The sequence below is a fragment of the Pseudomonas sp. MWU318 genome, from assembly GCF_016756945.1.
GTDB classification, from domain to species: Bacteria; Pseudomonadota; Gammaproteobacteria; order Pseudomonadales; family Pseudomonadaceae; genus Aquipseudomonas; species Aquipseudomonas putida_A.
The window spans coordinates 267,730-292,112 of the sequence record NZ_JAESJL010000009.1 but is presented as its reverse complement, the minus strand read 5'-3'; the positions used below and the strand labels follow the sequence as shown (position 1 = coordinate 292,112).

General features: G+C 61.8%; 20 protein-coding genes. 6 read left to right on the top strand and 14 right to left on the bottom strand.

Annotated features, from left to right (window positions below; all coding sequences use genetic code 11):
* Window positions 1-5: 5 nt before the first annotated feature.
* The 4 genes from JN524_RS21635 to JN524_RS21620 form a co-directional block, all read right to left on the bottom strand.
* Window positions 6-653, bottom strand: coding sequence for a DUF2491 family protein (locus JN524_RS21635; protein WP_202370648.1), 648 nt, complete (start codon window positions 651-653; stop codon window positions 6-8).
* Between the two features lie 200 nt (window positions 654-853).
* On the bottom strand, window positions 854-1,552 hold the full coding sequence (locus tag JN524_RS21630) for a PspA/IM30 family protein (RefSeq protein ID WP_202370647.1): 699 nt from the start codon (window positions 1,550-1,552) through the stop codon (window positions 854-856).
* 17 nt (window positions 1,553-1,569) lie between these two features.
* Window positions 1,570-2,151, bottom strand: coding sequence for a YjfI family protein (locus JN524_RS21625; RefSeq protein ID WP_230679397.1), 582 nt, complete (start codon window positions 2,149-2,151; stop codon window positions 1,570-1,572).
* A gap of 238 nt (window positions 2,152-2,389) precedes the next feature.
* Window positions 2,390-2,938 carry a cysteine hydrolase family protein gene (locus JN524_RS21620; RefSeq protein WP_202370645.1) on the bottom strand — a complete coding sequence of 183 codons (549 nt, stop codon included), beginning with the start codon at window positions 2,936-2,938 and terminating at the stop codon, window positions 2,390-2,392.
* Window positions 2,939-3,038: 100 nt separating this feature from the next.
* Between JN524_RS21620 and JN524_RS21615 the strand changes: the two genes are divergently transcribed.
* From JN524_RS21615 to JN524_RS21605, 3 genes are all read left to right on the top strand, one after another.
* Entirely contained in the window at window positions 3,039-4,037 is a 999-nt protein-coding gene (locus tag JN524_RS21615; protein WP_202370644.1) for a GlxA family transcriptional regulator, read from the top strand.
* Window positions 4,038-4,224: 187 nt separating this feature from the next.
* Window positions 4,225-5,334: a DUF3182 family protein gene (locus JN524_RS21610; protein WP_202370643.1), complete on the top strand. Its 1,110-nt coding sequence runs from the start codon at window positions 4,225-4,227 to the stop codon at window positions 5,332-5,334.
* Entirely contained in the window at window positions 5,324-6,082 is a 759-nt protein-coding gene (locus tag JN524_RS21605; protein ID WP_202370642.1) for an alpha/beta hydrolase family protein, read from the top strand. The genes JN524_RS21610 and JN524_RS21605 overlap by 11 nt, the downstream gene beginning before the upstream one ends.
* A gap of 114 nt (window positions 6,083-6,196) precedes the next feature.
* On the opposite strand, the gene JN524_RS21600 is transcribed toward JN524_RS21605, so the two are convergent.
* From JN524_RS21600 to JN524_RS21580, 5 genes are all read right to left on the bottom strand, one after another.
* Complete coding sequence (locus tag JN524_RS21600; RefSeq protein WP_202370641.1) at window positions 6,197-7,171, bottom strand: lysylphosphatidylglycerol synthase domain-containing protein; 975 nt, start codon at window positions 7,169-7,171, stop codon at window positions 6,197-6,199.
* The gene (gene clsB / locus JN524_RS21595) at window positions 7,168-8,442 is read right to left on the bottom strand and encodes a cardiolipin synthase ClsB (protein ID WP_202370640.1); all 1,275 of its coding nucleotides are present in this window, start codon (window positions 8,440-8,442) and stop codon (window positions 7,168-7,170) included. Before clsB ends, JN524_RS21600 begins: the two co-directional genes overlap by 4 nt.
* Window positions 8,439-9,236 (bottom strand): endonuclease/exonuclease/phosphatase family protein, encoded by a 798-nt coding sequence (locus JN524_RS21590; RefSeq protein ID WP_202370639.1) that lies wholly within the window; start codon window positions 9,234-9,236, stop codon window positions 8,439-8,441. The genes clsB and JN524_RS21590 overlap by 4 nt, the downstream gene beginning before the upstream one ends.
* On the bottom strand, window positions 9,233-10,159 hold the full coding sequence (locus tag JN524_RS21585) for a DUF72 domain-containing protein (RefSeq protein ID WP_202370638.1): 927 nt from the start codon (window positions 10,157-10,159) through the stop codon (window positions 9,233-9,235). Before JN524_RS21585 ends, JN524_RS21590 begins: the two co-directional genes overlap by 4 nt.
* A 200-nt stretch (window positions 10,160-10,359) precedes the next feature.
* The gene (locus tag JN524_RS21580) at window positions 10,360-11,562 is read right to left on the bottom strand and encodes an MFS transporter (protein ID WP_202370637.1); all 1,203 of its coding nucleotides are present in this window, start codon (window positions 11,560-11,562) and stop codon (window positions 10,360-10,362) included.
* A gap of 339 nt (window positions 11,563-11,901) precedes the next feature.
* On the opposite strand from JN524_RS21580, the gene JN524_RS21575 reads away from it, so the two are divergent.
* On the top strand, window positions 11,902-13,995 hold the full coding sequence (locus tag JN524_RS21575; protein ID WP_202370636.1) for a mechanosensitive ion channel family protein: 2,094 nt from the start codon (window positions 11,902-11,904) through the stop codon (window positions 13,993-13,995).
* A 142-nt stretch (window positions 13,996-14,137) separates the two neighbouring features.
* Here JN524_RS21575 and JN524_RS21570 read toward each other — a convergent pair whose 3' ends face one another.
* Window positions 14,138-18,571, bottom strand: a complete 4,434-nt coding sequence (locus tag JN524_RS21570; RefSeq protein ID WP_202370635.1) for a DEAD/DEAH box helicase — start codon at window positions 18,569-18,571, stop codon at window positions 14,138-14,140.
* Window positions 18,572-18,869: 298 nt separating this feature from the next.
* On the opposite strand from JN524_RS21570, the gene JN524_RS21565 reads away from it, so the two are divergent.
* Together JN524_RS21565 and JN524_RS21560 are read left to right on the top strand one after the other, a co-directional pair.
* The gene (locus JN524_RS21565) at window positions 18,870-19,754 is read left to right on the top strand and encodes a sugar nucleotide-binding protein (protein ID WP_041074483.1); all 885 of its coding nucleotides are present in this window, start codon (window positions 18,870-18,872) and stop codon (window positions 19,752-19,754) included.
* The gene (locus JN524_RS21560) at window positions 19,747-20,676 is read left to right on the top strand and encodes an NAD-dependent epimerase/dehydratase family protein (RefSeq protein WP_202370634.1); all 930 of its coding nucleotides are present in this window, start codon (window positions 19,747-19,749) and stop codon (window positions 20,674-20,676) included. The genes JN524_RS21565 and JN524_RS21560 overlap by 8 nt, the downstream gene beginning before the upstream one ends.
* 183 nt (window positions 20,677-20,859) lie before the next feature.
* Here JN524_RS21560 and JN524_RS21555 read toward each other — a convergent pair whose 3' ends face one another.
* From JN524_RS21555 to JN524_RS21540, 4 genes are all read right to left on the bottom strand, one after another.
* On the bottom strand, window positions 20,860-21,558 hold the full coding sequence (locus JN524_RS21555; protein ID WP_096796335.1) for an OmpW/AlkL family protein: 699 nt from the start codon (window positions 21,556-21,558) through the stop codon (window positions 20,860-20,862).
* A gap of 195 nt (window positions 21,559-21,753) precedes the next feature.
* On the bottom strand, window positions 21,754-22,272 hold the full coding sequence (locus JN524_RS21550; protein WP_202370633.1) for a DUF3299 domain-containing protein: 519 nt from the start codon (window positions 22,270-22,272) through the stop codon (window positions 21,754-21,756).
* An 11-nt stretch (window positions 22,273-22,283) separates the two neighbouring features.
* Window positions 22,284-23,549, bottom strand: coding sequence for an ABC transporter permease (locus JN524_RS21545; RefSeq protein ID WP_202370632.1), 1,266 nt, complete (start codon window positions 23,547-23,549; stop codon window positions 22,284-22,286).
* Window position 23,550: 1 nt separating this feature from the next.
* Window positions 23,551-24,261 (bottom strand): ABC transporter ATP-binding protein, encoded by a 711-nt coding sequence (locus JN524_RS21540; protein ID WP_007966120.1) that lies wholly within the window; start codon window positions 24,259-24,261, stop codon window positions 23,551-23,553.
* Between the last annotated feature and the right edge of the window lie 122 nt (window positions 24,262-24,383).

The window sequence follows — 24,383 nt, the reverse complement described above, 5'->3', positions numbered from 1 at the left end:
CTTTTTTAAATGGTGCTCAAATCAGTCGTGTACAGCGAAATGCCCAGCGAGGTGCTCAGGCTGACGGTGCCTTCCTCGTCCTGTTCGACGGAGAACAGCAGCAGTTCGCGGCGATCGGTCAGGCCGGTCTCGCGAGCGTAGAGCATCGAGTGGTGTTCGATGGTGTAGGACTCGTCCGGGTTGACCACGTGTTCGGTCAGCGGCACCAGTTCGGTCTGGCCTTGCTCGGTACCCCATTCACGGCTGTACTGGATGCCGTCATGGGTGTAGGTCGGCAGGCCGATCGGGCTTGCCGGGCCGGCCAGGCGCTGCAGTTCGGCGTCACTGTTGACGGTCACGTAACTGAGGTAGTTGAACAAGGTGACCGACTCGATCTGATCGTCACCGGTGACGTGGATCTGCAGCCAGAAGTCCTCATTATTGAGGTAGTAGCGGTGCAGCTTGTTGGATTGGCCGAGATCGATCCAGCCGGCGCTCCAGATTGCCTCTGCCGCTGGAACCTGCACCGAGGTGCTGCCATCGAGCAGCAAGGCCAGGGTTGAATCGAACCGCACGCCTTTACCTTGTGCCATTCCGAGTGGGCCGCCGGCCACTGGAACGGGTGCGGCAGACTGCCAATTGCTGGTGCCCAGCAAGTCTTTGAACCATCCCATGGGTACATTCCTTGAGGCGGGTGGAGGTGTTCGTCGTAAAAAGCGCCGCTAGTGTACCGGGCCGGGCGATGAACGAGCAGGCAAAATGCAAATGTTGTGGCTGCAAAAAACCTGTAGGAGCTGCCGCAGGCTGCGATCTTTTGATCTTGAATCCAGATCAAAAGATCGCAGCCTGCGGCAGCTCCTACAGGAGAGCGGTTTTACTGAGCCGATTTTTGCTTCAGACGCTCAAGGATCGCATTGGCGCTGCCTTCGTTCGGCGTGATGCCGGCGTCGCGCAGTTTGCGTTCCAGATCGTTGCCGGCCGACGCGTCAGCCAGCTCGTCCGCCGCGCTCAGCTCAGCAGCGCGTTGCTGCTGCTTGGCCTGCAGACGGTTCAGGGTGCCGACGGCGGTTTCCAGTTTGCCGTTGGCGCCGCCGCTGGCGATGGATGCGCTGACCTGTGCTTTCTGCACACTTTCACGGGCCTTGGCCATGTCCACCTGCTGGCGCAGGCTTTTGATCCGCGACTCGGCCTTGCTGATGTCTTTGCGCATGTTTTCGGCGTAGGTGCCGAACTCGTCGCTCTGGGCTTTCTCGGCGGTCAGGTCGTTGGTCAGGGTCGAAATCGCTTCGGCCACTTCCATCGCCAGGTCTTCACGGCCGGCGTTCAGCGCGGAAACCGCCTTGGCTTCCAGATCCTTGATCTTGGCGTCGTACTCGCTCACGCGGTCAGCGGCCAGTTTGTGCTTGGCCATGATAGTGACCAGCTCACGGCGGGCATTCGACAGCGCGGTGTCGGCGTCGCGGATTTCCTGGTCGAGGATACGCAGGGCCTGTTGGTCGACGATCGCTTCGCCGACTTCATTGGCGCCGCCGCGCAGAGCGGTGAACAACTTGCTCCAGATGGACTGAGTCATTGGATATTCCCTGTTGATTACTTGAAGAAGTGTTCGAAGGCTTCGCTCGCGCGCTGCACGTTGTCGACCAGGGTTTTCACCTCGGTGACGACGTTGGTCAGGCTCGAGTCGGCGCTGAGGGCGCCAAACATGTTGTAAACGGTCTGACCGTTGGGCATCGACTCGATGCCGATCGACGACAGCGGGAACATTTCCCGGCTGCGCAGCACGGCGTCGTTGAAGGCGCGCACGTCAGTGATCGAATCGATGTCCACCAGCACGGTGTCGACGATGATCTGCTGACCGGCCACGGCGATGTGAATCGGCAGACCGCCGAATTCGTTCATTTCCAGCTTGATGCTGGGTTCGGAGCTCTGGATCAGAGACAGCGTGATCTCGTGCGAAGCCACCTCGTCCAGTGCCTTGAGGGCGTTGAAGAGGCTATCGATGTTCCAGTTGTTGCCTGCGCTCATGTAATTCTCCGACATGAATGAGCCAGCCAGAATCGGTTGGCGTAGCTGTTGCTCCATCTGCTTGAGCAAGCTTCGGTTTTCCGGAAGTACCCAAGTTTCGTGTTTCACATAACCGGCGGCAGCCAGGCCCGCGCGCATCTGCTTCATGTAGAAGCTCGACGGCTTTTTCGCGGACGGTTTCGAGCGCTCTCCCTGTGGGCTCTCTGACGCAACATTGGGGGAGCGGCTTTTCATGGCAATGACTCCGTTATGAATATCTCACGCGTGAGCCACACTACAACCAATTCAAAATGCCATCAATGGCTCACGCGTGAGATTTTCATGACAGACGAAAGAACGCCCGCAGCGTGGCGGGCGCAAGTTTTTACCGGGTGTGTCTGATCACTCAGTGGCTGAGGAACTCGTCGGCTGACACCACGCTGGCGTAAGCAAAATCCAGCGCCGACATGAAGGCCGCGTGGACATGGGCGGCAGGCACCGTGACGCCGTTGAACTCCAGATCGCGGCTGGCGCAGGCGTCATGAATCACCGTGACGCCGTAGCCCAGATCCGCCGCCGCACGGGTGATGCCGTCGATGCACATGTGGCTCATGCTGCCGACGATCACCAGATCCTTGATGTCCTGTTGATCGAGGATAGATTGCAACTCGGTTTCGCGGAACGAATTGACGAAATGCTTGAGCACCACGGGTTCGTCGCCGCTGTTGAGCACTTTCGGATGCAGCTTGGCGCCGTCCGAACCCGGGACGAAGAAAGGGGCATCCGCCGAGGTGAATTCATGGCGGATATGCACCACCGCATCACCGGCTTCGCGGAACGCGGCGATCATCCGGGCGGCGTTGTCGGCGGCGGCGTCGGCGCCCACCAGCGGCCACTTGCCTTGGGGGAAGTAGTCGTTCTGGATATCGACTACGATGAGCGCTTGTCTGGTCATGAGTGTGTCCTCGATAGCTGGGCTGGAAGTGGCTTCAGTATTGGCGCTGGCCGGCGTTTGGAGGATTGGCCGGACCGACAATAAGCAGGGGAAAACTGACATGGGCGCAGAAACAGCCGCCGTGGAGTTGGGCGTACTGATTTACCCGGGGGCGCAACTGGCGGCGGTGCACGGTTTGACCGACCTGTTCGCGGTCGCCAGCCGAATCGCTGCCGAGCATCAAAGCGCGCAGTTGCCGATGCTGCGGGTTAGTCATTGGCAGTGCGATGCCGAGCAGATGCCGCAGCGGATCTACGACAGTCACCCGGACGGCGACAGTGGTTTGCTGGCGGTGGTGATTCCGCCGTCCATCGGTGGGTTTTCGGCGTCCCGTGTGCCTGCCGCGCTGCTGCAGTGGTTGCGCGATCAGCATGCCGGCGGCGCGACCCTCGGCGGTGTCTGCGTCGGGTCGTTGCTGCTGGCAGAAAGCGGCCTGCTCGACGCTCGCAGCGCCACCACGCACTGGACTTCGGCCAAGACGTTTGCCGAACGTTATCCGAACATCCGGCTCAAGGCGGACACGCCGATTGTCGATGACGGCGACCTGATCACCACCGCCGGGCTGATGGCCTGGTCGGAGCTGGGTTTGCGTCTTGTCGATCGTCTGCTCGGGCCGAGCATCGCCAGCGCCACCGCGCGGTTCCTGGTGATGGAACACAGCGACAGCGCCAGTGCCTGCGGCAGCAATTTTGCGCCGATCCTCAGTCATGGCGATGCGTCGATTCTCAAGGTGCAACATTGGTTGCAAAGCACCGGCGCCACCGATGTGTCGCTCAGCGCGATGGCCGAACGCGCGGGGCTGGAGGAGCGTACGTTTCTGCGCCGATTCCGCGCCGCGACCGGATTGAAACCAACCGAGTATTGCCAGCATCTGCGGGTAGGCAAAGCGCGCGAGTTGCTCGAGTTCACCAACGGTACCATCGACCACATTGCGTGGACCGTGGGCTATCAGGATCCGGGAGCGTTTCGCGCGCTCTTCAAGAAAATCACCGGGCTGGCGCCAAGTGATTATCGGGCGCGGTTTGGCGTCACCCCGCCAGTGAAAACTGCGAATATCTAATGTAGGAGTGAGCAGCAGTCGTGCAAATTGCCGCGAATTTGCGCTGTTTCGTGCAGATTGAAACGGGCGTGGTGCCATCACCGTTTTAGCAAGCCTTTGATCGGCCAAAGTTTTCCACAGGACGGTCGTTGGCCTGATCTCTGCACCCTTCACCGCTACATTCACCGAACCGCTGCAAGGGGGACGCATGACCCCGACGCCAGGCAGAAAAATCGTCGTCGCACACTCGGTGCGCGCTGGCGCGCCACAACACGAAGTGCAGACCAACAAGGCGCTGACCCGTTGGCTGGCGCAAATTCTCGGGCTCAAATTTGCTGGCAGCTACGACCCGGAAAAACACCGCGGTCGTGATCTGTACTGGCTGCCCACGCAAACCATTGTCGGCGCCAGACAGGCGCAGGCACTGGGCATCAAAGGCGCACAGGACTTGTGGGGCGGGTACGTCGAACACGATTTCATTTGCACCAAAGCCATCAGCCACGGCTTGCGCAGTCATCTGGCTCACGCGCCACAAGGCTGGGCGCCGCTGTTCTCCGAGCGTGTGCGCGACGTGGTGCTCGATGGCTTGACCGTGTTTGCCGTGGAAGATGCGCGACCCGCTGCCGAGCATTTGCTGTACAGCGGGCCGATCCGCCTGAAGCCGATTCACGCCTGTGCCGGTCGCGGCCAGGAAGTTATCAACAGCCTCGACGCGTTCGATGAAGTGCTCGCCCGTGCGGAGGCTGCCGAGTTGTTTCGCGATGGCGTGGTGCTCGAACAGGACTTGAGCAAGGTCTTCACCCACAGCGTTGGCCAGTCATTCATCGGCGACAAAGTGCTGAGCTACTGCGGTGATCAATACTTGACCAAGGATGCCCATGGCGAAGACGTCTATGGTGGTTCGAATCTGCTGGTAGTGCAGGGCGGCTACGCAGATCTGCTGGCGCTGGACTTGCCGGATGACGTGCGACTGGCCATCAAGCAGGCGCAGATTTTCGACCGAGCGGCGGATGAGGCTTATCCAGATTTCTACGCCTCACGCCGCAACTATGACATTGCCCAAGGTCTGGACAGCAATGGCAAACCCCGCAGCGGGGTGCTCGAACAATCCTGGCGCATGGGCGGTGCCAGCAGCGCTGAATTGGCCGCGTTGCAGAGCTTCGTCAATGACCCGCAGATGCCCGCGATTCGCGTGTCGACGGTGGAGACCTACAACGATCAGACCCTGCCGGCCGATGCCATCGAAATCTATCGCGGGCCAGCGGAGAACAGCGACTTCCTTCTCAAATACGTAACGGTCAAATCTTATGACGGCTAGAAGCGAAAGTATTCAGATCGACATTGATGATGAACAGATGAGCGGGACGTTTCTCAGCCCCAAATCGAAAGTCCCCGGCGTATTGTTTGTGCACGGTTGGGGCGGTAGCCAGGAGCGTGACCTGGAGCGCGCCAAGGGCATCGCCGGTCTCGGTTGTGTATGCCTGACCTTCGACCTGCGCGGCCACACCGGTGGCACCGGCATTCCGCTGACCCGGGTCACGCGCGAAGACAACCTGCGTGACCTGCTCGCAGCTTACGACCGCCTGCTGGCGCATCCGGCGCTCGACACCTCGGCGATTGCGGTGGTTGGCACCAGTTATGGCGGTTACCTGGCTTCGATCCTCACCTCGTTGCGCCCGGTGCGCTGGCTGGCGCTGCGAGTGCCGGCGCTGTATCGCGACGAGCAATGGCACACGCCCAAGCGTGATCTGGACAAGGCCGACCTGCGCGACTACCGGGCGACGTTGGTCCGTGCAGACAGCAACCGTGCATTGCACGCCTGTTCGCAATTCACCGGGGGTGTGTTGCTGGTGGAATCGGAAACCGACGACTACGTGCCCCACGCGACGATCATGAGCTACCGTGCCGCCTGTCAGCAGACGCATTCGCTGACGCACCGGATAATCGATGGCGCCGACCATGCCTTGAGCGAGCCGGTTTCGCAGCAGGCCTATACCTCGATTCTGGTGGACTGGATTACCGAGATGGTGGTGGGTGAGCGGTTGAGCATCATCCAGTCCACATGATTTGTTGTGGCTCTTCGGACGCCTTCGCGAGCAAGCCCGCTCCCACATTTGGAATGCGTTCTACCTGTGGGAGCGGGCTTGCTCGCGAAGGGGCCATCAGCCATAGCCACAAAATCAGGACGGTTTCTTCTCGATCCGCAAAGCCTTGGCCTTGGCCTCCACCAGCAAATACATCACCACCGTAATCAGCAACGGCAGCAGAAAGTAAATCGCCCGATACGCCAGCAACCCCGCCACCAGACTGCCCCGTGAAGCCTCGTGCTGCAGCAGCGCGACGAACACCGCTTCCAGCACCCCGAGCCCCGCCGGAATGTGCGTGATGACTCCGGCAATCGCGCTGATCAACAGCACGCCGAGCACCAACGGATAATCCAGTTTGCTCGGCAACAGAGTGAAAATCACTGCCGCCATCAGCGACCAGTTCAATGCACCGAGCAGCAATTGCAGGACGGCCATGCGCAGTGATGGCAGGTTGATTTCAACCCCGCGAATCGACCACTCGCGGCGCTTCGAGAACTGGCACGCGGCGAGGTAACCGACACTCAACAGCAGCAACAGCACGCCGATGCCTTGCAATGCGCCACTGCTGATTTTCCAGCCCGGCGGCATGCTCACCAGGCCGCTGCTGAACACCACGCCGGCAATCGTCATGTAACCGAACCAGTTGGTGGCCAGACTCAGACCGAGAATCTTGGCAATGTTGCTTTTGCTGACCCCCAAACGCGAATACAGCCGATAGCGCATGGCGATCCCGCCGACCCAGGCGCTGAGATTGAGGTTGAACGCATAACTGATGATCCCCACCGGGAGGATCTGTTTCCAGGTCAGGTCCTGGCGAATGTAGGTGCAGCCGATCAGGTCGAAACTGGCGTAGGTGAGAAAGCTCAGCAGGGTCAGGCTGGCGGCGATGATCAGCGTGCGCACCTTGAAGTCGGCGAGGGTTTGCAGAACTTCGGCCCATTCGATACGGGTGGCGAACATCGTCAGCAACACGATCAGCGCGAGGAAGAACAGCAGGGTCAGCGGGCGCTTCCAGCGACTCCATCGAGAATGCACGGCGGGCGCCGATTGCGCATGGGAATGGCTCATGACGTGCGCCCCCGAAACGGCTTGAGCCGCGGTTTGTGCGCCGGCAACCAACCGGCCATTGACGGGAAATGCCGCAGGAAGTGAAACACCAGAAACCCTACTGTCATGTGCCAGATTCGACCGCGCGGGGACATGCTGGCGTCCATGGCCTTGCAGTGGTTTTGGCTCAGGTCTTCGAGGCGCTGAAACAAATGCTGATTGAACGCGCGATCGCGGATCAGCACGTTGGCTTCCAGGTTCAGCGACAGGCTTAGCGGGTCGAGATTGCTCGAGCCGACGGTGCTCCATTCCTCGTCCACCAATGCGACTTTGCCGTGCAGCGGGCGCTGGCAATATTCGTGGATCTGCACCCCGGCCTTGAGCAGATAGTCGTAGGTCATGCGCGCGGCCAGTTTGGCCACCAGCATGTCCGGCTGACCTTGCAGGATCAGCCGCACCTCGACGCCACGGCGCGCCGCGTTGCGGATCTCGCGCAGCAGGCGGTAGCCGGGGAAGAAGTAGGCGTTAGCGATCACCACCCGGCGTTTGGCCCGGCGCAAAGCGTGCAAGTACACGTCTTCGATGTCGGTGTGATGCTGATCGTTGTCGCGAAACACCAGCCGTACCTGACCGTCGTGATCGTTGAAAGCCATGTCCGCCCGGCGCTGACGCCGACGTTGCCACCAGAACCGCGCACGCCCCGGCCTACCACTTTGCAGCAGGGCGAAATGGTGAATATCAGCGACCGCCGGCCCCTGAATCTGCACCGCGTAATCCTGTTTCGCCTCGGGGCCGAAATCGGCCAGGTGATCGCCGGAAAAGTTGATCCCGCCAATGAACGCGATCAGTCCGTCGACCACCACGATCTTGCGGTGCAGGCGGCGGAACCAGTTGGTGCGAAAACCCAGATGTTTGGGCGCCGGATCGAATATCTGCAGGTGCACGCCGGCATCGCTCAATGCCGCGAGATAACCGGTGGTCAATTCGCCACAACCAAAACCGTCGAGACTGACAGTGGTGCGCACGCCACGTCGTGCGGCGTCGATCAGGATCTGCTGCAACTCTGCACCGACCTTGTCTTCGAAAACGATGAAGGTCTCCAGCAGGATTTCACTCTTCGCCGCACGCATGGCGTCGAACACCCGGGGGAAATATTCCTCGCCGTTTTCCAGCAACTCGACGCGGTTATTGCCCTGCCAGCCGTACTCGACATCGACATGCCCGGGCTCGCGCACTGGCGGGTTGATGCTGATCGGTTCCACGGCGGATTTCTCCAGCGGTGCGCTGCTCATAGTTCGATCTCCACCGATAACGGGACGTGGTCGGAAAGGTGTGACCAGGGCCGGTTGGCCAGGACTTTCGGTTGGCTGGCCTTGAGGTTGCGTACATAAATACGATCGAGCCGCAGCGTCGGCAGCCGCGCCGGAAAGCTGCGCGCCGGTTTGCCGTGATGTTCGGCGAACACCTCGCGCAGACCGCAGGGTTGGAGCAGCGCATCGGCGCGCTGGCGCCAGTCATTGAAGTCACCGGCGACGATCACCGGTGCGTCAACCGGCAGCTCCGCCAGACGCTCGCCGAGCAGTTTCAATTGCGCATTGCGATGGCTTTCGCGCAGACCCAGATGCACGCAGATCGCATGCACTTCGACGCCATCGCCGGGCAGGCGCAGCACGCAATGCAGCAGCCCGCGGTTCTCGTGGCCGCTGATCGAGACGTCGAGGTTGTCGTGGCGGATGATCTGGAATTTCGACAGCAACGCATTGCCGTGATCGCCCTCCGGATACACCGCGTTGCGCCCGTAGGCGAACTGCGGCCACAGACTGTCGGCGAGGAACTCGTATTGCGGCATCGTCGGCCAGTTGCTGTAGCGCTTGGGATGATGTTCATGGGTGCCGTGGACTTCCTGCAAAAACACCACGTCGGCGGCCACGCTGCGCACCGCTTCGCGCAACTCCGGGAGGATGAAACGTCGGTTGAGCGCAGTGAAACCCTTGTGTGTGTTGACCGTCAGCACGGTGAAACGGCGCACCGACACTTCGACGCTGGTCTGTTCGTCGGTGACCCCGACCGGCTCTGGAATACTCATGCCAACACCCCTTCGGCTGCCGGTTCGCCGGGGGTGGTGGCGAGGGTTTTATCCAGCTCAAAACGGTGCAGCAAACTGCGGGCGTCGTAGGGCGCGCGGACTTTGATGTCGTTGTCGAAATAGCAGAATACTTCGCGGGATTTGCGCGCCCGCGGCTTGAGGCGCGGCGCGATCAGATGCGCATCGCCGGGTTGCTGGCCGTGGTGCCAGGCGTCGATCCGTTCGGCCCAGTTCTGCAGCGCCGATTCGGTGTAGCCGCTGGCGTAAAGTTCTTCGGCACCGTGCAGGCGCAGGTAAACGAAGTCGCTGGTGAGATCTTCGCGGTACGGCCATTTGCCGGCGGTGTCGGCGATCACCAGGGCGGTGTTGTAGCGTTTCAACAAGCGCACGAAATCGGGGTCGATGAACGTGTCGTTACGCACTTCCACGGCATGGCGCAGCGGTTTTTTGCGCCAGGCTTTGAGGCTGGCGTGGCCGTGCAGATGCGAGTCGTGCTGGCGGGCGAGTGCGGCAGCGGCTTCGGTATCGTGGGGCAACAATGAGAGGAAGTGTTCGAAGCGCTCAGGATCGAATTTGAAGTTCGGTGGAAACTGCCAGAGGATCGGCCCGAGCTTTTCCTTGAGTTCCAGCACCCCGGAGGCGAAGAAATTCGCCAGCGGTTTTTCGATCTCGCGCAAGCGCCGGACGTGGGTGATGAAGCGCGGCGCCTTGACGCTGAACACGAAGTCGTCCGGCGTTTCGTTGTACCACTGGGCGTAACGTTCGGGCCGTTGCAGGGCGTAGAACGATCCATTGATTTCGATGCTGTTGACCGCCCGCGAAGCGAACTGCAATTCGCGCTTCTGCGTCAGTCCTTTCGGGTAGAAATCCCCGCGCCACGGAGCGTAGCGCCAGCCGGAAATACCGATGTGAATCGTTGCCATGCCGCCCTCCCGTTGTCAGTCCTCGTACAGCCTGTGTCTGTTGATGACTGTGGGCGGTTCGGGAAAGTTTCGGTGGCGTTACGGACGGTAGTCTGTAGGAGCTGCCGGAGGCTGCGATCTTTTGATGTTGCCTTTCAAGATCAAAAGATCGCAGCCTCCGGCAGCTCCTACAGAGGGATATCATTGAGACAGATATTTGATCAGTGGCCGGTGACGACTCGTGAAGTGCTTTCGGCATAGGTCGGACCAAGGCGATCCAGTCGCCCGCTCCATGCGGTCAGCGCCAACGCCACCAACACCACCAGCCCGCCGATCCACGCCGTGTGAATCAGGCCCAGATGCTCGACAATCAGTCCGCCGCCCCACGCACCGCCGGCAATCCCGAGGTTGAACGCGGCAATGTTCAGCCCCGATGCCACATCCACCGCCTGCGGCGTGTGATGTTCAGCCTGACGCACCACATACACCTGCAACCCTGGCACGTTGCCGAATGCCACTGCGCCCCACACCAGCACCGTGGCTAGCGCCAGCCATGGATTGGCGGCGGTGAAGGTCAGCACGAACAGCACAGCGGCGAGCAGGGCGAAGATGATTTTCAGGGCGCTGATCGGCCCGCGCTTGTCCGCCAGTTTGCCGCCCCAGATATTGCCGACCGCCACCGACACGCCGTACACCAGCAATACCAGGCTGACAGTGCCGGCGCTGAAGCCGGAGATGTCCTGCAGGATCGGCGCGAGGAAAGTGAAGGCGATGAACGAGCCGCCGTAACCGATCGCGGTCATCGCGTATACCAGCAACAGACGCGGTTGCTTCAGCACTTGCAGCTGTTGCAACAGGGACGCCGGTTTGCTGTGGGCAATGTCGTTCGGCACATACAGCAGGCTGCCGATAAACGCGATCACACCGAGCGCCGAGACGGCGAGGAAGGTTTCGCGCCAGCCGAAATGCTGACCGATGAACGTGCCCAGCGGCACGCCGGTGACCAACGCCACAGTGAGGCCGGTGAACATTATGGCAATCGCGCTGGCAGCCTTTTCCTTGGGCACCAGACTGGTGGCAATGGTCGAGCCGATAGAGAAGAACACCCCGTGCGCCAGACCGGTGACGATCCGCGCCAGCACCAGCGATTCATAACCCGGCGCCATCCAGGCCAACAGGTTGCCGAGGGTGAACAGCACCATCAGCGACAGCAGCAACAGTTTGCGCGGGACTTTGCCGGTGAGGGCGGTCAGCACCGGCGCGCCAATGGCAACGCCCAACGCATACAGACTGACCAGCAGCCCGGCGGACGGCAGGCTGACGCCGAGATCGGCGCCAATGGTGGGTAACAGGCCGACGATGACGAACTCGGTCGTCCCGATGGCGAATGCGCTGAGGGTCAGCGCGAGCAAGGCAATGGGCATGACAGCACTCCGGTAGAGGTTTGAATGGAGCGCAGTGTCGGGGTTTGGGTTGTGCGGAAAAATACAGGGTTGGGCATTTGATATTTGCCTTGGACGCAAAGGTCAAAAGCGCTCCCCCTCACCCCAAACCTCTCCCCCAAAGGGGCGAGGGGGAAGGGAGCTGATCTCGGTTGCACTCAATATTGAGTTCGGCTGGATATTTCAGGTCGATGTAGCTCGAGAGCACAACTCGGTCGGCTCCCTCTCCCTCGGGGAGAGGGCTGGGGTGAGGGTGCTCTTGAACTTGCCAGACAATTACCGATCAGTTCCTTACAGGTTCAGCCAAGAGGGATCGGAGTTTTGACCAAGTTCAGGATCGCCATTCTGCTGGGAGCGCTGCTGTTTCTCGGCGCCAGCGAACTCGAAGCCGCCACGCTACCGGGGGTTCCGGCCGCTGCTGAAGAGCCGGCCAAACCCGAGCCCATCGTTCAGGGTGGTCTGCTCGGCGCAATCAGTTCGAGCATCGACGACGTGCAGGACAAACTCGATCTCAATGAGCATCTGGTCGACGCCTGGCGCTTGCGTGCCGACCGGGCGGCGGATGAGGTCGACAAACTGGTCAACCAGCCGTCGAACCGATCCGGCTGGAGCGTCGCCGGGGATTTCCTGACTCTGTCCGGCGTGTGGCTTGGCGCCTTCGCGTTGCTCACGGTGCTCGGCAGCCTGCTGGCCAAGCGGCTGAGTCAGGGTCGTTGGCTGCGCACCCGCCAGCGCAGTCAGGACCTGGTTGGCTACCTGCTGCCGTACACGCTGCCAGCGCTGATCTGCCTGCCGCTGACGCTGTACGTCAGTCACTTTCTGCAGGCCTCGGTCGGTCGGGCGCTGGCGCTGTGTTTTGCCTACGCCACCAGCAGCGGGATTTTCTCCACCTCGATGTTGTTGTGCGTTGTGGTGATGTTCAACGTCGGGCACAAACGGCCGGCCGCGCGGATCATTCGCGACTACTGTCCGAAACCGCTGTTCCTGATCGGCTTTCTTGCTGCCCTCAGTGACGCGTTGACCAGCCCACAGATTGCCCGTCAATTAGGCGGCAACATCACCAGCAGTGTCGCGGTGTTCACCGGGTTGATCGCCTCGATCATCTTCGGTCTGCTGGTGATTCGCCTGCGCCGGCCGGTGGCGCATCTGATTCGCAACCGACCGCTGGCGCAACGTCTGAAACAGCCGTCGTTGCAGGAGTCGCTGCGGATTTTTTCCGGGCTCTGGTACTGGCCGATTGTGCTGATGGTGCTGGTTTCGGCGGTGAATCTGATCGGCATCGGCGAAGACAATCAAAAGGCCCTGCGTTGTGCGCTGTTCACCACCGTGCTGCTGATCGGCACGGTGTTCCTCAGCACCATCCTCCAGCACCTGTTCAAGTCGCGAAAGGCCGAAGCGCTCCAGCGCAGCAGTGCCTACAAGGAACGCTTTCTCAGTCTGTTGCACGCGCTGCTGCGGATCGTCATCGCGATTGCCTTTATCGACATTCTCGGGCGGATCTGGGGCGTTTCACTGCTCGACTTCGCCCAGAGCAGCACGATCGGACGCGCGATCAGCAATGCGCTGAGCAGCATCGGCCTGATCTTCCTCGTCACATGGCTGTTGTGGGTGGTGCTCGACACGGCAATTCAGGAAGCGCTGAAACCACCGGTCAGCAAACGCTCGTCGCGCCAGCCCAGCACCCGGGTGAAAACCATCCTGCCGCTGCTGCGCAATGCGATCAAAATCATCCTGGTGGTGATCTGCGCGATCACCACCATGGCCAACCTCGGCATCAACGTCGCGCCGCTGCTGGCCGGTGCCGGGGTGGTCGGTCTGGCGATCGGTTTCGGTTCGCAGCAACTGGTGCAGGACGTGATCACCGGGCTGTTCATCATCATCGAAGACACGCTGTCGATCGGCGACTGGGTGGTGCTCGATTCCGGGCACGCCGGCACCGTCGAAGGCCTGACCATTCGCACCCTGCGCCTGCGTGACGGCAAGGGGTTTGTGCACTCGGTGCCGTTCGGCCAGATCAAGGCTGTGACCAATCAATCACGGCAGTTCGCCTATGCCTTTTTCTCGGTGCAGTTCACTTACGACACCGATGTCGACAAGGCCATCGAACTGATCCGCGAAACTGGCGACTCGATCCGTGAAGACCCGTTCCTCAAGTACAACCTGCAAGGGCCGCTGGATGTGTTCGGGGTGGACCGAATGGACCTGAACGGCGTGGTGCTGACGGCGCAGTTCCGTACCGTATCGGGTGGGCAATATGCAGTGAGCCGGGCGTTCAACCAGCGTTTGAAAAAGCTTGTGGATAACAGTCCCGACGTGCATTTCGCGCAGACTTATCCACAGCAGGTTTTGTTGCCCAAGCGGCAGGGTGAGGGGGCGCTGGTGGCGAGCGAGGTGCCGCAGAAGTCGAGTACTTGACCGCCGGATTTTGTGCTGGGATTGCCGGCCTCTTCGCGGGCAAGCCCGCTCCCACAGTGATTTTTGGTGTGCCTTCTATTTCAGCATCGCCCAGAACCCTGTGGGAGCGGGCTTGCCCGCGATGAGGCCAGACCTGTGGGCATCAATGCCGGATCAGCTTGCTACGCACCTGCTCCATGACCACCTGATCCAGCTCACTCCAGAAAACCTGCTTGCCGGCAATCTCGGCTGCCACCGGCACCCCATCCCGATACACCAACCGATTACTCGCCAACGCCGGCACTTTTGCCCCCGGCAACAATGTCCCCGCCAGGTTCAATGGATCCACCCCGCACACCGCGATCAAACTGCCGTCATGTGCCCGCCGCCGAACTTCGCGCAGCAACGGAATCGCCTCCGGCAAGGCAAAATGTTCCCCCGCCAGACCACTGACAAACCGCCCGCCGCGAATCTCGCCACGGGCTTCCAGCCGATGAAACGTGCGCAGCAATTCGCGCCAGCTCGGCAGCCAGTCCGCCTCGCGCTCCAGCAGACGCCAGAACACCACGCCATAGCGGCGCAGCAACGTCATGGCGACATGTTCGAGGGTTTCGGGTGACGCCATCTGGCCGCTTTCCAACGGTGGCCCGCGTCGCAACAACGCCCAGCGTCCGGCATCGTCCATGCCGCCGATAAACGCTCCACGTCCGCGACGACTGCTGCGTTGCTGGCGCTTGCTCGCCGGGGTGATCAGGGCGCGCAAACCGGCGAAGCTGTCAGCATTCACCAGGCCGGCGCCAACCAGTTCCTGCAAGGCGATTTCCAGCTCAGTGCGCAGCAGGTGCGCCTCATGGATCAACTCATCGAAAAACAACGCGCCGTGCTGACTCAGCGCCTCGTAGACCTTTTGCGTTTTCGCTGACAGTTCGCTGACCGGCGTTTGCTCGGCCAGCGCACTCCACAATCCGACCTGACTGCGCGGCAGCAGCACAATCGGCGTACTGCGCAACGCCGTGCCGCTGACTTTTTGCCGGGCGCTGAGGCGCGTCCACACCAGTTTGCCGTTGCGACACAGCTCATCCAGCCAGCTCGCTGAATAGTCTTTCAGGCGCGCCGGGAGAAGGTCGCTGTCCCACGCCGAAGCCGCTGCCGGGTAACCTTCGAACTGACCGACAATCGCCGGCAACACCGCGCTGCCCTGACCGCGCGTAGCGGGGGAAAGGTGCTGCCAGTCGAACAGAAAACGCATGAAATCCTGCAGTGCTACTGGCTCGATTTCCCGGCGCAGACGCTTGACCGTATAGCGATGAATGCGCGCCAGCAGATGCCGTTCGCACCATTCCTCAACCGTCGCGCCCGGGGTGAATTTACCGCGCAGCACGTAGCCTTCGCGCTCCAGTTGCGCGAGGGCCTGATTGACCTGCGGTATCGGCAACGCGAGTGGTTCGGCAATGGCGGCTAACGGCAGCGGGCCAAATGCGCCCAGTCGCGCGCGGAGCACTTCGACCAGCGCTTCCTCTAACGTCCAAGGTTCGTTGAAACCGGGCAAGGCCTCTTGCTGCGGTTGCAGCGTGGCCTGTGGATAAAGCGCCAACAGGCAGGTCAGGCGTTCTCGCGCCAGCCACAACGAGCCCGGCTGTGGATGTGTAGTGACTGTGAGGCCGTCTTCGCGAGCAGGCTCGCTCCCACAGTTGACTGTGTTCCAACTGGCGGAATGCGGTTGAATGTGGGAGCGAGCCTGCTCGCGAAGCTTTTCTTTTGCCGTTACTGGCGGAACGGCCAAGCGGCAGGCGCGACCGCTCGCAGTCAGCGCGTCAAGCCATTCGCGCCAGTGTTCGCCAGCCTGAACTTCAAGGTCGCTGATGCAGGCAAGGCTCATCAACGCCTCATGCATTTCATCGATGTTGGCCGGCGTCGGCCACGCTTCTTCACGCACCGCGCCGATGGCGTCTGCGTCCAGCGCACCGAGATCATCGGTGGATTGCGGGTCGCTCCAGCGCCGGTTGATCACCGCTTGGGTGCGGCGTTCTTCCAGCGGCGCATCGTCGAGAAAGCTGTACGGCCGCGCGCTGAGAATTTCTGCGGCCAGCGGTGAAGGTGCCGGCAGGTCGCGGCTGATCAACCGCACCTCGCCGCACTCCATGCGTCGCAGCAGATTGAGCCAGCCGTCGCTGTCCATGGCCTCGTGCAGGCAATCGTCGAGAGTCTGCTCAACCAACGGATGCTCGGGAACTTCTCGTTCGCCGGCGAGGTTTTCCAGGCAGGCGATCTGGTCGGGGAACACGCTGGCAATCAGGTCCTCGCTTTTCATCCGCTGCAATTGCGGCGCAACTTTGCGCCCGCCGGTAAAACGCGGCAGCGCCAACGCCACCCCGGCATTCCAGCGCCAGCGCACACCGAACAATGGCGCGTCGAGAATCGCCTGAATCAGGATGTGCTCGGCGCTGTTGCTGTGCAGGTAACGCCAGACGTCGTCCAGCTCGAAACTGTGGCTGGTGGACAGCGACAGGACGATCGCGTCTTCGCTGGCGGCAGCCTGCAATTCGAAGTTGAAGGTGCGGCAGAAACGCTTGCGCAGCGCCAGGCCCCAAGCGCGGTTGATGCGGCTGCCGAACGGTGAATGGATGATCAATTGGGTGCCGCCGGACTCATCGAAAAACCGCTCCATCAGTAACGTGTCCTGCGAGGGCAGGGCGCCGAGGGTCAGGCGAGCGCGGGCGAGATAGTCCACCAGCTGTTCGGCGCTGGCGCGGTTCAGGCCGAGGGTTGCGGTCAGCCAGTCGAGCGCCGGTTGCAGATCGCCGGGGCGGACGCCAAGCAGCTCGTCGAGGGTCGCTTGCAGGCGCGCCACCGCCGCCGACAATTCATCGCTGCGCCCCGGGGCTTCGCCGAGCCAGAACGGAATGGTCGGCGGCTGGCCCTGAGCATCCTCGACCCGCACCTTGCCGGTTTCAACCCGCAAGATTCGGTAGGAGGTGTTGCCGAGCTGGAACACATCACCCGCGATACTTTCCACGGCAAAGTCTTCGTTGACGCTGCCGATGTTCAGGCCTTGTGGCTCAAGCATCACGCTGTAATCGGCGTTGTCGGGGATGGTGCCGCCGCTGGTCACGGCGGTCAGTTGCGCGCCACGGCGGCCACGCAGGGTGCGGCTGACCGCATCGCGATGCAGGTAGGCGCTGCGGATGCCCTGACGACCGTTGTAGCCTTCGGCGAGCATCGTCAGCAGCGCCTGATAGTGTTTTTCGTCGAGATCGCGGTAGGGCGAGGCTTTGCGGAACAGCGCCAGCAGCGCGTCTTCCGCCCATTCCCGGCAACTGACTTCGGCGATGATCTGCTGCGCCAGCACATCCAGCGGCGCCTCGGGGATGTGCAGGGTGTCGAGCTCGCCACGGCGCACGCAGTCGAGCAGGGCGGCGCATTCGATCAGGTCGTCGCGGGTGGTGGCGAACAAGCGGCCCTTGGGTGTGCCGCCGACTTGGTGCCCGGAGCGCCCGGCCCTTTGCAGAAACCCGGCAATCGAACGCGGCGAGGATATTTGGCAGACCAGATCGACTTCGCCGATATCGATGCCCAACTCCAGCGACGCAGTGGCGATCAGCACTTGCAGCTCGCCGCGCTTGAGCCGCTGTTCGGCGTCGAGGCGGAATTCCTTGGCCAGGCTGCCGTGGTGCGCGGCCACCGCGTGTTTGCCGAGGCGTTCGCTGAGGTGTCGGCTCAGGCGTTCGGCGAGGCGCCGGGTGTTGACGAAAATCAGCGTGGTGCAGTGCTCGCGGGCCAGTTCGGCGAGCCGGTCATAAACCAGTTCCCAGACATCGTTGGCCATCACCGCCGACAACGGCACCGGCGGCACCTCGATGCCCAGATCCCGTGGCCGGGCGTGGCCGATGTCGATGATTTCGCAGGGGCGATCGGTGCCGACCAGAAACCGTGCCACGGCATCGATCGGCTTTTGCGTGGCGGACAAGCCGATGCGGGTCAAGGGTTCGGCACACAGCGCCTGCAGGCGTTCGAGGCTCAGCGCCAGATGACTGCCGCGTTTGCCGGCCGCGATTGCGTGAATCTCGTCGATGATCACCGTGCGTGTGCTGCCGAGCATTTTGCGTCCGGATTCGGAGCCGAGCAGCACGTACAGCGATTCCGGCGTGGTTACCAGAATGTGCGGCGCACTTTTGCGCATGGCGGCGCGGTCTTTTTGCGGGGTGTCGCCGGTGCGCACCGCCGTGGTGATCTGCAATTCGGGCAGGCCCATCTGGCGCAACTGTTCAGTGATTTCGGCCAGCGGAGTTTGCAGGTTGATGCGGATGTCGTTGGATAACGCCTTGAGCGGCGAAACGTAGACCACCAAGGTTTCGTCGGGCAAGCCGTCAGGGTTTTCCAGGCCCCGGCGAACGAGGTCGTCAAGCACCGCGAGAAACGCGGTAAGGGTTTTACCGGAGCCGGTGGGCGCGGCAATCAGCGTCGAACGGCGCTGGCGAATCAACGGCCATGCGCGGGCCTGGGCGGCGGTGACCGTCGGGAAAGTGCTGCTGAACCAGGCGCTGACGGCGGGTTGAAAGCCTGCCAGGGCCGCGTCCTTGGGGATGGGCAGATTCATGGCTCAAGTTATGCGGGTGGGGGCGGCAAGATGCAAGTACCACTCGGGATATCCAGTGGCTGACAGGGCTTCATCGCGAGCAGGCTCACTCCTACAGGGGAATGAGGTTAACTGTAGGAGTGAGCCTGCTCGCGATGGGGCCAGTTGATTCAGCACCATTCCCGGCGATCTACACTTTACGGGTGACGGTTGCGCACTAAACCCGCAAAATGCAACGATTCCGGCAATTATCGACGACGGGTGTCACAAGCACCGTCGCTAAAGCCATCGTTCCAATCAGACTGGGCCTGCTGACTCTATGCGAATGCGCCTTATGTTACTGGGCGGCGGAAATGCCCTTGGGCAGGCGCTGATTCGCCTCGGTGCGGAAGAAGACATCGGTTTCCTCGCCCCCCGCCCGCCAGAAGACGGCTGGGATGCCGCGAGCCTGACGCAACTGCTCGACGATACCCGTCCGGATGCGTTGATCAATCTCGCCTACTATTTCGACTGGTTCCAGGCCGAGACCGTCAGCGAAAGCCGTCTGGCCGGCCAGGAACGTGCCATCGAGCGACTGGCCGAGCTGTGCCAGCACCACAACATCATCCTTGTGCAGCCTTCCAGCTATCGGGTGTTCGACGGTTCGCGGGCGACCGCCTACAGCGAAAAAGACGAGCCGGTGCCGCTGGGCCTGCGCGGGCAGGCGCTGTGGCGCATCGAACAAAGTGTCCGCGCCACCTGCCCGCAGCACGTGTTGTTGCGCTTCGGCTGGCTGCTCGATGACAGCCCTGAAGGCACCCTTGGGCGCTTCCTTGCCCGCGCCGAACAACCGGACGAATTGCTCATGGCCGATGACCGCCGGGGCAATCCGACCCCGGTGGATGACGCGGCACGGGTGATCATTTCGGTGCTCAAGCAACTCGATTGCGCGGCGCCGCTGTGGGGCACTTACCATTACGCCGGCCACGAAGCGACCACGCCGCTGGCACTCGGGCAGGCGATTCTGACCGAAGCGCGCAGCCTGCATCCGCTGGCAATCGAAGCACCGACCGCTCAGGCCCACGCCGCGCGGCCGGACGCCGCCGAGGAGCCGCAGCACGCGGTGCTCGCCTGCAAGAAAATTCTGCACACTTTCGGGATCAAGCCCCGCGCCTGGCGCGCCGCGCTCCCGGCTTTACTGGATAGGTTTTATCGTCATGGCTGAAGGCCCTGTTTTAATCACCGGCGGCGCCGGTTTCATCGGCTCGCACCTGACTGACGCGTTGCTCGCCACCGGCCACTCGGTGCGGATTCTCGATGATCTGTCGACCGGCAAACGCAGCAACCTGCCGCTGGATAATCCACAGGTCGAACTGATCGTCGGTGACGTCGCCGATGCCGCGCTGGTCGCGCAGGCTATGCAAGGCTGCAGCGCCGTCGCGCATCTGGCGGCAGTGGCCTCGGTGCAGGCGTCGGTGGACGATCCGGTGAAGACGCACCAGAGCAATTTCATCGGCACCCTGAATGTCTGCGAAGCCATGCGCCAGGCCGGGGTCAAGCGTGTGCTCTACGCCTCGAGCGCAGCGGTGTACGGCAACAACGGTGAAGGCGAGTCGATCGACGAAGACACGCCAAAAGCCCCGTTGACCCCGTATGCCTCGGACAAACTGGCCGGCGAGCATTACTTCGATTTCTACCGTCGCCAGCATGGCCTGGAGCCGGTGATCTTCCGCTTCTTCAACATCTTCGGCCCACGCCAGGATCCGTCCTCGCCGTACTCCGGGGTCATCAGCATTTTCAGCGAGCGGGCACAGAAAGGCCTGCCGATCACGGTGTTCGGCGATGGCGAGCAGACCCGCGATTTCCTCTATGTCGAGGATCTGGTCGACGTGCTGGTGCAGGCAATTGACAAGCCTGAAGTGGAAGTGGGCGCGATGAACGTCGGCTGGAATCAGGCGATGAACCTCAAGCAGATGCTGCAGGCGCTGCAAGACGTGGTCGGCGAGTTACCTCCGATCAGCTACGGCCCGGCACGTTCCGGTGACATCCGTCATTCGCGGGCGAACAACGCGCGTTTGCTGCAACGCTTCAAGCTGCCAGAGCCGACGCCGATGCGTGTGGGGCTGGCGCGGTTGCTCGGCAAATAGGTTTACCGCAGACATGAAAAAGGCGCCTTGTTACAGGCGCCTTTTTCACGGCCGGAATTTGTCGCTAATCCTGTGGCGAGGGGATTTATCCCCGATCGATCAAGAAGTGATCGTCGTCAGTTCTAAGCCTGCTCACCCAAAGCCTCATTCACCACCACGTGAACGTTCCTGGTTGAATCTGCCTTAGAACTTGTAGCCCAGACCCACCATGTACACAAACGGATCGACATCAACATTGACCTTGGCACGGGTGCCCGGTGCCACCGCGTTATTCTCGACAGTCGCGCGGGTGTCGATGTCGATGTAGCGCACCTGGGCGTTGAGCATGATGTTGTCGGTCAGCATGTAGTCAGCGCCGACCTGCCAGGCCAGGCCCCAGGAGTTTTTCGCCTTGAAGTTGCTGAAGCCATTGGACTGGGCTTCGCTGCCGACGTGCTCATCGTAGATCCAGGTGTAGTTGATGCCGCCACCGATGTACGGCTGGAACGGCGATTTCGCATCCAGCGGGTAGTACACGACGCTGAGGGTGGGCGGCAGGTGTTTCAGAGTGCCGAGTTTGCCGTTGGCGGCTGGCAGCGCGGTGCCTTTGATTTTCACGTCATGCTCGAACGGCGAGGCCGCCAGCAACTCGATACCGATGTTGTTGGTCAGCATGTAAGCGAAGTTCAGACCCAGTTGGGTGTCGCTGCTCATGGTCGCCTTGCCGCCCAGGTTGGTGCCGCTCAGCGGACCCTGATCGACCTTGACGCTGGAGCTGTCGGCCTTCGGGTTGACGGTGATCGCGCCGGCGCGAACGATGATGTCGCCGGCTTCGTGAGCGTGGGCGAGCGGGGCTGCGAGCGCGAGGGCAAACAGCGAGGCGCTGAGCAAGGACTTGTTCATGGGGGCTCCAAAAGGACGTTAAAAATGTCTGATGTCCTATGGTATGAAGCCAACTGATACGGTCTTTTGACTCAGCTCAATGAAACAGTGATGGCCCCAAAAGATCGCAGCCTTCGGCAGCTCCTACAGTTGAAATGCGATCCCCTGTAGGAACTGCCGAAGGCTGCGATCTTTTGACTTTAAAACTGCCGGATTTCACTCCGGCAGCTCATACACATAAATCTTGTCCGCCGCCATCTGATACCCGGCATCGGCCAGTTCGCTGCTGGACGCCTTGACCTGCAACGGTCCCTCGACCCAGTACGGCTGATACAGCTCGTCGAGCTTCACGCCCAGCTCGCTTTTCACATGCACGATCTGGTTCGATGGCGGTGGCGGCACATGGATGCAAGCGCCGAAATACGGCACCAGCAGGAAATCGGTGGTGCGGCCCTCTTCGTTGACTTCCAGCGGCACGATGTAACCCGGCAGGCGGATGTTCTGCCCGTCGAGACTCTGCACCACCGGCGCGTTGGGCATGTCCTGTTTCGCCGCCGGCGCCGACTCGGCGGACAGCGCATCACTCATCTTCGACATGTCGTGCAACGGCGTCATGTTCGGCACTTCCGGCGCGGCGTCTGGCGGGATCATCTCCGACCAGGTCAGGTCTTTCGGCGCCGCTGCCGACACAGGCAGGGCGACCAGCAACAGCAGCGCAAGCACGGCGCGGGGCATGGTGAACATCCTCATAAACGGATCGACAGGCCATCGGCCAGGGATTGGCGATACGCGCGCCAGGCCGGCACGCTGCCCATCAGCAGCGCGGCCGCCAGAATGCCACCGAGCAGCGTCCATTCATACTCGCTCGGCCACGCCAGCGGCAGATACAGCCCGTAATTGGCCTGCACGTAGTCCTGCGCGGCGGCGATGCCGATGTACAGCAACGCCAGCCCCGCGATCACTCCGGTCAGCGCCAGGGCGAAGGCCTCCAGCACCAGCAGACTCGCGATGTGCCACGGCCGCGCACCGACCGAACGCAGAATCGCCATCTCGCGGCGACGCTCGTTGAGGCTGGTGAGAATCGCCGTGAGCATGCCGATCAACCCGGTCAGCACCACGAACAGCGAGACCACGAACAGCGCCTTTTCAGCGGTGCTCATCAGGCTCCACAACTCCTGCAAGGCCACGCCCGGCAGGATCGCCAGCATCGGCTCGCCACGGAACTCATTGATCTCGCGTTGCAGGGCGAAGGTGGAAATCTTGCTGTTGAGGCCGAGCATGAACGCGGTGATCGCCTGTGGCGTCAGGTCCATGTTGCGCGCCTGATCTGCGGTGATCCGACCGTTGCCGCGCGCCGGCACGCCGTTGTGCCAGTCGATGTGAATCGCCTCCATGCCGCCGAGGCTGATGTGCAACGTGCGATCTACCGGCGTGCCGGTGCGCTTGAGAATGCCGACCACGGTGAACGGTTTGTCGTCGTGTTTGACCAGACTGATAGCCGCCACACCATGGGCCAGCACCAGTTGGTCGCCGAGCTTGTAATGCAGCGCCTCGGCCACTTCGGCGCCGAGCACCACTTCGAACGGATCGGTGGCGAAGGCGCGGCCGTCGGCCAGTTCCAGGTGCTGCTGGCGACCGTACTGGTAATGCTCGAAATAGGCTTCGGTGGTGCCCATCACCCGGTAGCCGCGATGGGAGTCGCCGAGGGACATCGGGATCGCCCATTTCACTTTCGGGTTGCTGGCGAAATGTTCGAAGCTGTCCCAACGGATGTTGTTGGTCGCGTTGCCGATGCGGAACACCGAGTACAGCAGCAAGTTCACCGAGCCGGAGCGGGCGCCGACGATCAGGTCGGTGCCGCTGATGGTGCTGGCGAAACTGGCCTTGGCCTCGGTGCGCACGCGCTCGACGGCGAGCAACAGGCACACCGACAGGGCTATCGCGAACGCGGTGAGCAGGGCGGTAAAGCGGCGGTTGGCCAGGCTGGCCATGGCCAGACGAAACAGATACATCTCAGACCTCGGCAGACGTGGCGGCGCGATTGAGCTCGGCCAGGGACAGGTGACGGTCGAACAGCGGCGCCAGGCTCTGGTCGTGGCTGACGAACAACAGGCTGGAACCGGCCTCGCGGCATTCGGCGAACAGCAAGCGAATGAAGTTTTCCCGGGCGTCGTAATCCAGCGCCGAGGTCGGTTCGTCGGCGATCACCAGTTCCGGTTGGCCGATCAAGGCACGAGCGGCAGCGACCCGTTGCTGTTGACCGATCGACAGCGAATCGGCGCGACGACCGAGGATGCTTTCATCCTTCAGGCCCAAGTGGGCGAGCAGGGTGGCGGCGGCCTGATCGACGCTGCCGTGACGCTGTTTCGCCCGTTCGGCACGCAGTTTGGAGAAGTGACACGGCAACTCGACGTTCTCACGCACCGAGAGAAACGGCAGCAGGTTGAACTGCTGGAAGATGTAGCCGGTGTGATCGACACGAAAGCGGTCACGGGCGCCGGCACCCAGCTCGGTCAGTTCCTGGCCGAGCAGGCGAATGCTGCCGCGCCCGGGTTTCTGCACGCCACCGAGCAGGCCGAGCAGGGTGGTCTTGCCACTGCCGCTGGGGCCTTTGAGGAACAGGGTTTCGCCCGGCTCCAGGCGAAACGCCGGGATGTCCAGCAGCGGCGGGTGACCGGGCCAGTTGAAGCCCAGGTCGGACAGTTCGATGAGTGCTTGGGTCATGGCACCAGTTTCATGGTTGAACACATAACCCTGTAGGAGCTGCCGAAGGCTGCGATCTTTTGATCCTGTTCTTTAAAAGCAAGATCAAAAGATCGCAGCCTCGTTTCACTCGACAGCTCCTA

Excerpts from the sequence above, each read along its gene's own strand:
- JN524_RS21625 (WP_230679397.1), bottom strand. The coding sequence starts at position 2,151 with ATGAAGCAGATGCGCGCGGGCCTGGCTGCCGCCGGTTATGTGAAACAC.
- JN524_RS21635 (WP_202370648.1), bottom strand. The coding sequence starts at position 653 with ATGGGATGGTTCAAAGACTTGCTGGGCACCAGCAATTGGCAGTCTGCC.
- JN524_RS21550 (WP_202370633.1), bottom strand. The coding sequence starts at position 22,272 with ATGCCCCGCGCCGTGCTTGCGCTGCTGTTGCTGGTCGCCCTGCCTGTG.
- JN524_RS21610 (WP_202370643.1), top strand. The coding sequence starts at position 4,225 with ATGACCCCGACGCCAGGCAGAAAAATCGTCGTCGCACACTCGGTGCGC.
- JN524_RS21560 (WP_202370634.1), top strand. The coding sequence starts at position 19,747 with ATGGCTGAAGGCCCTGTTTTAATCACCGGCGGCGCCGGTTTCATCGGC.
- JN524_RS21570 (WP_202370635.1), bottom strand. The coding sequence starts at position 18,571 with ATGAATCTGCCCATCCCCAAGGACGCGGCCCTGGCAGGCTTTCAACCC.
- JN524_RS21605 (WP_202370642.1), top strand. The coding sequence starts at position 5,324 with ATGACGGCTAGAAGCGAAAGTATTCAGATCGACATTGATGATGAACAG.
- JN524_RS21565 (WP_041074483.1), top strand. The coding sequence starts at position 18,870 with ATGCGAATGCGCCTTATGTTACTGGGCGGCGGAAATGCCCTTGGGCAG.
- JN524_RS21590 (WP_202370639.1), bottom strand. The coding sequence starts at position 9,236 with ATGAGTATTCCAGAGCCGGTCGGGGTCACCGACGAACAGACCAGCGTC.
- JN524_RS21585 (WP_202370638.1), bottom strand. The coding sequence starts at position 10,159 with ATGGCAACGATTCACATCGGTATTTCCGGCTGGCGCTACGCTCCGTGG.
- JN524_RS21630 (WP_202370647.1), bottom strand. The coding sequence starts at position 1,552 with ATGACTCAGTCCATCTGGAGCAAGTTGTTCACCGCTCTGCGCGGCGGC.
- JN524_RS21545 (WP_202370632.1), bottom strand. The coding sequence starts at position 23,549 with ATGTATCTGTTTCGTCTGGCCATGGCCAGCCTGGCCAACCGCCGCTTT.
- clsB (WP_202370640.1), bottom strand. The coding sequence starts at position 8,442 with ATGAGCAGCGCACCGCTGGAGAAATCCGCCGTGGAACCGATCAGCATC.
- JN524_RS21540 (WP_007966120.1), bottom strand. The coding sequence starts at position 24,261 with ATGACCCAAGCACTCATCGAACTGTCCGACCTGGGCTTCAACTGGCCC.
- JN524_RS21600 (WP_202370641.1), bottom strand. The coding sequence starts at position 7,171 with ATGAGCCATTCCCATGCGCAATCGGCGCCCGCCGTGCATTCTCGATGG.
- JN524_RS21555 (WP_096796335.1), bottom strand. The coding sequence starts at position 21,558 with ATGAACAAGTCCTTGCTCAGCGCCTCGCTGTTTGCCCTCGCGCTCGCA.
- JN524_RS21620 (WP_202370645.1), bottom strand. The coding sequence starts at position 2,938 with ATGACCAGACAAGCGCTCATCGTAGTCGATATCCAGAACGACTACTTC.
- JN524_RS21580 (WP_202370637.1), bottom strand. The coding sequence starts at position 11,562 with ATGCCCATTGCCTTGCTCGCGCTGACCCTCAGCGCATTCGCCATCGGG.
- JN524_RS21615 (WP_202370644.1), top strand. The coding sequence starts at position 3,039 with ATGGGCGCAGAAACAGCCGCCGTGGAGTTGGGCGTACTGATTTACCCG.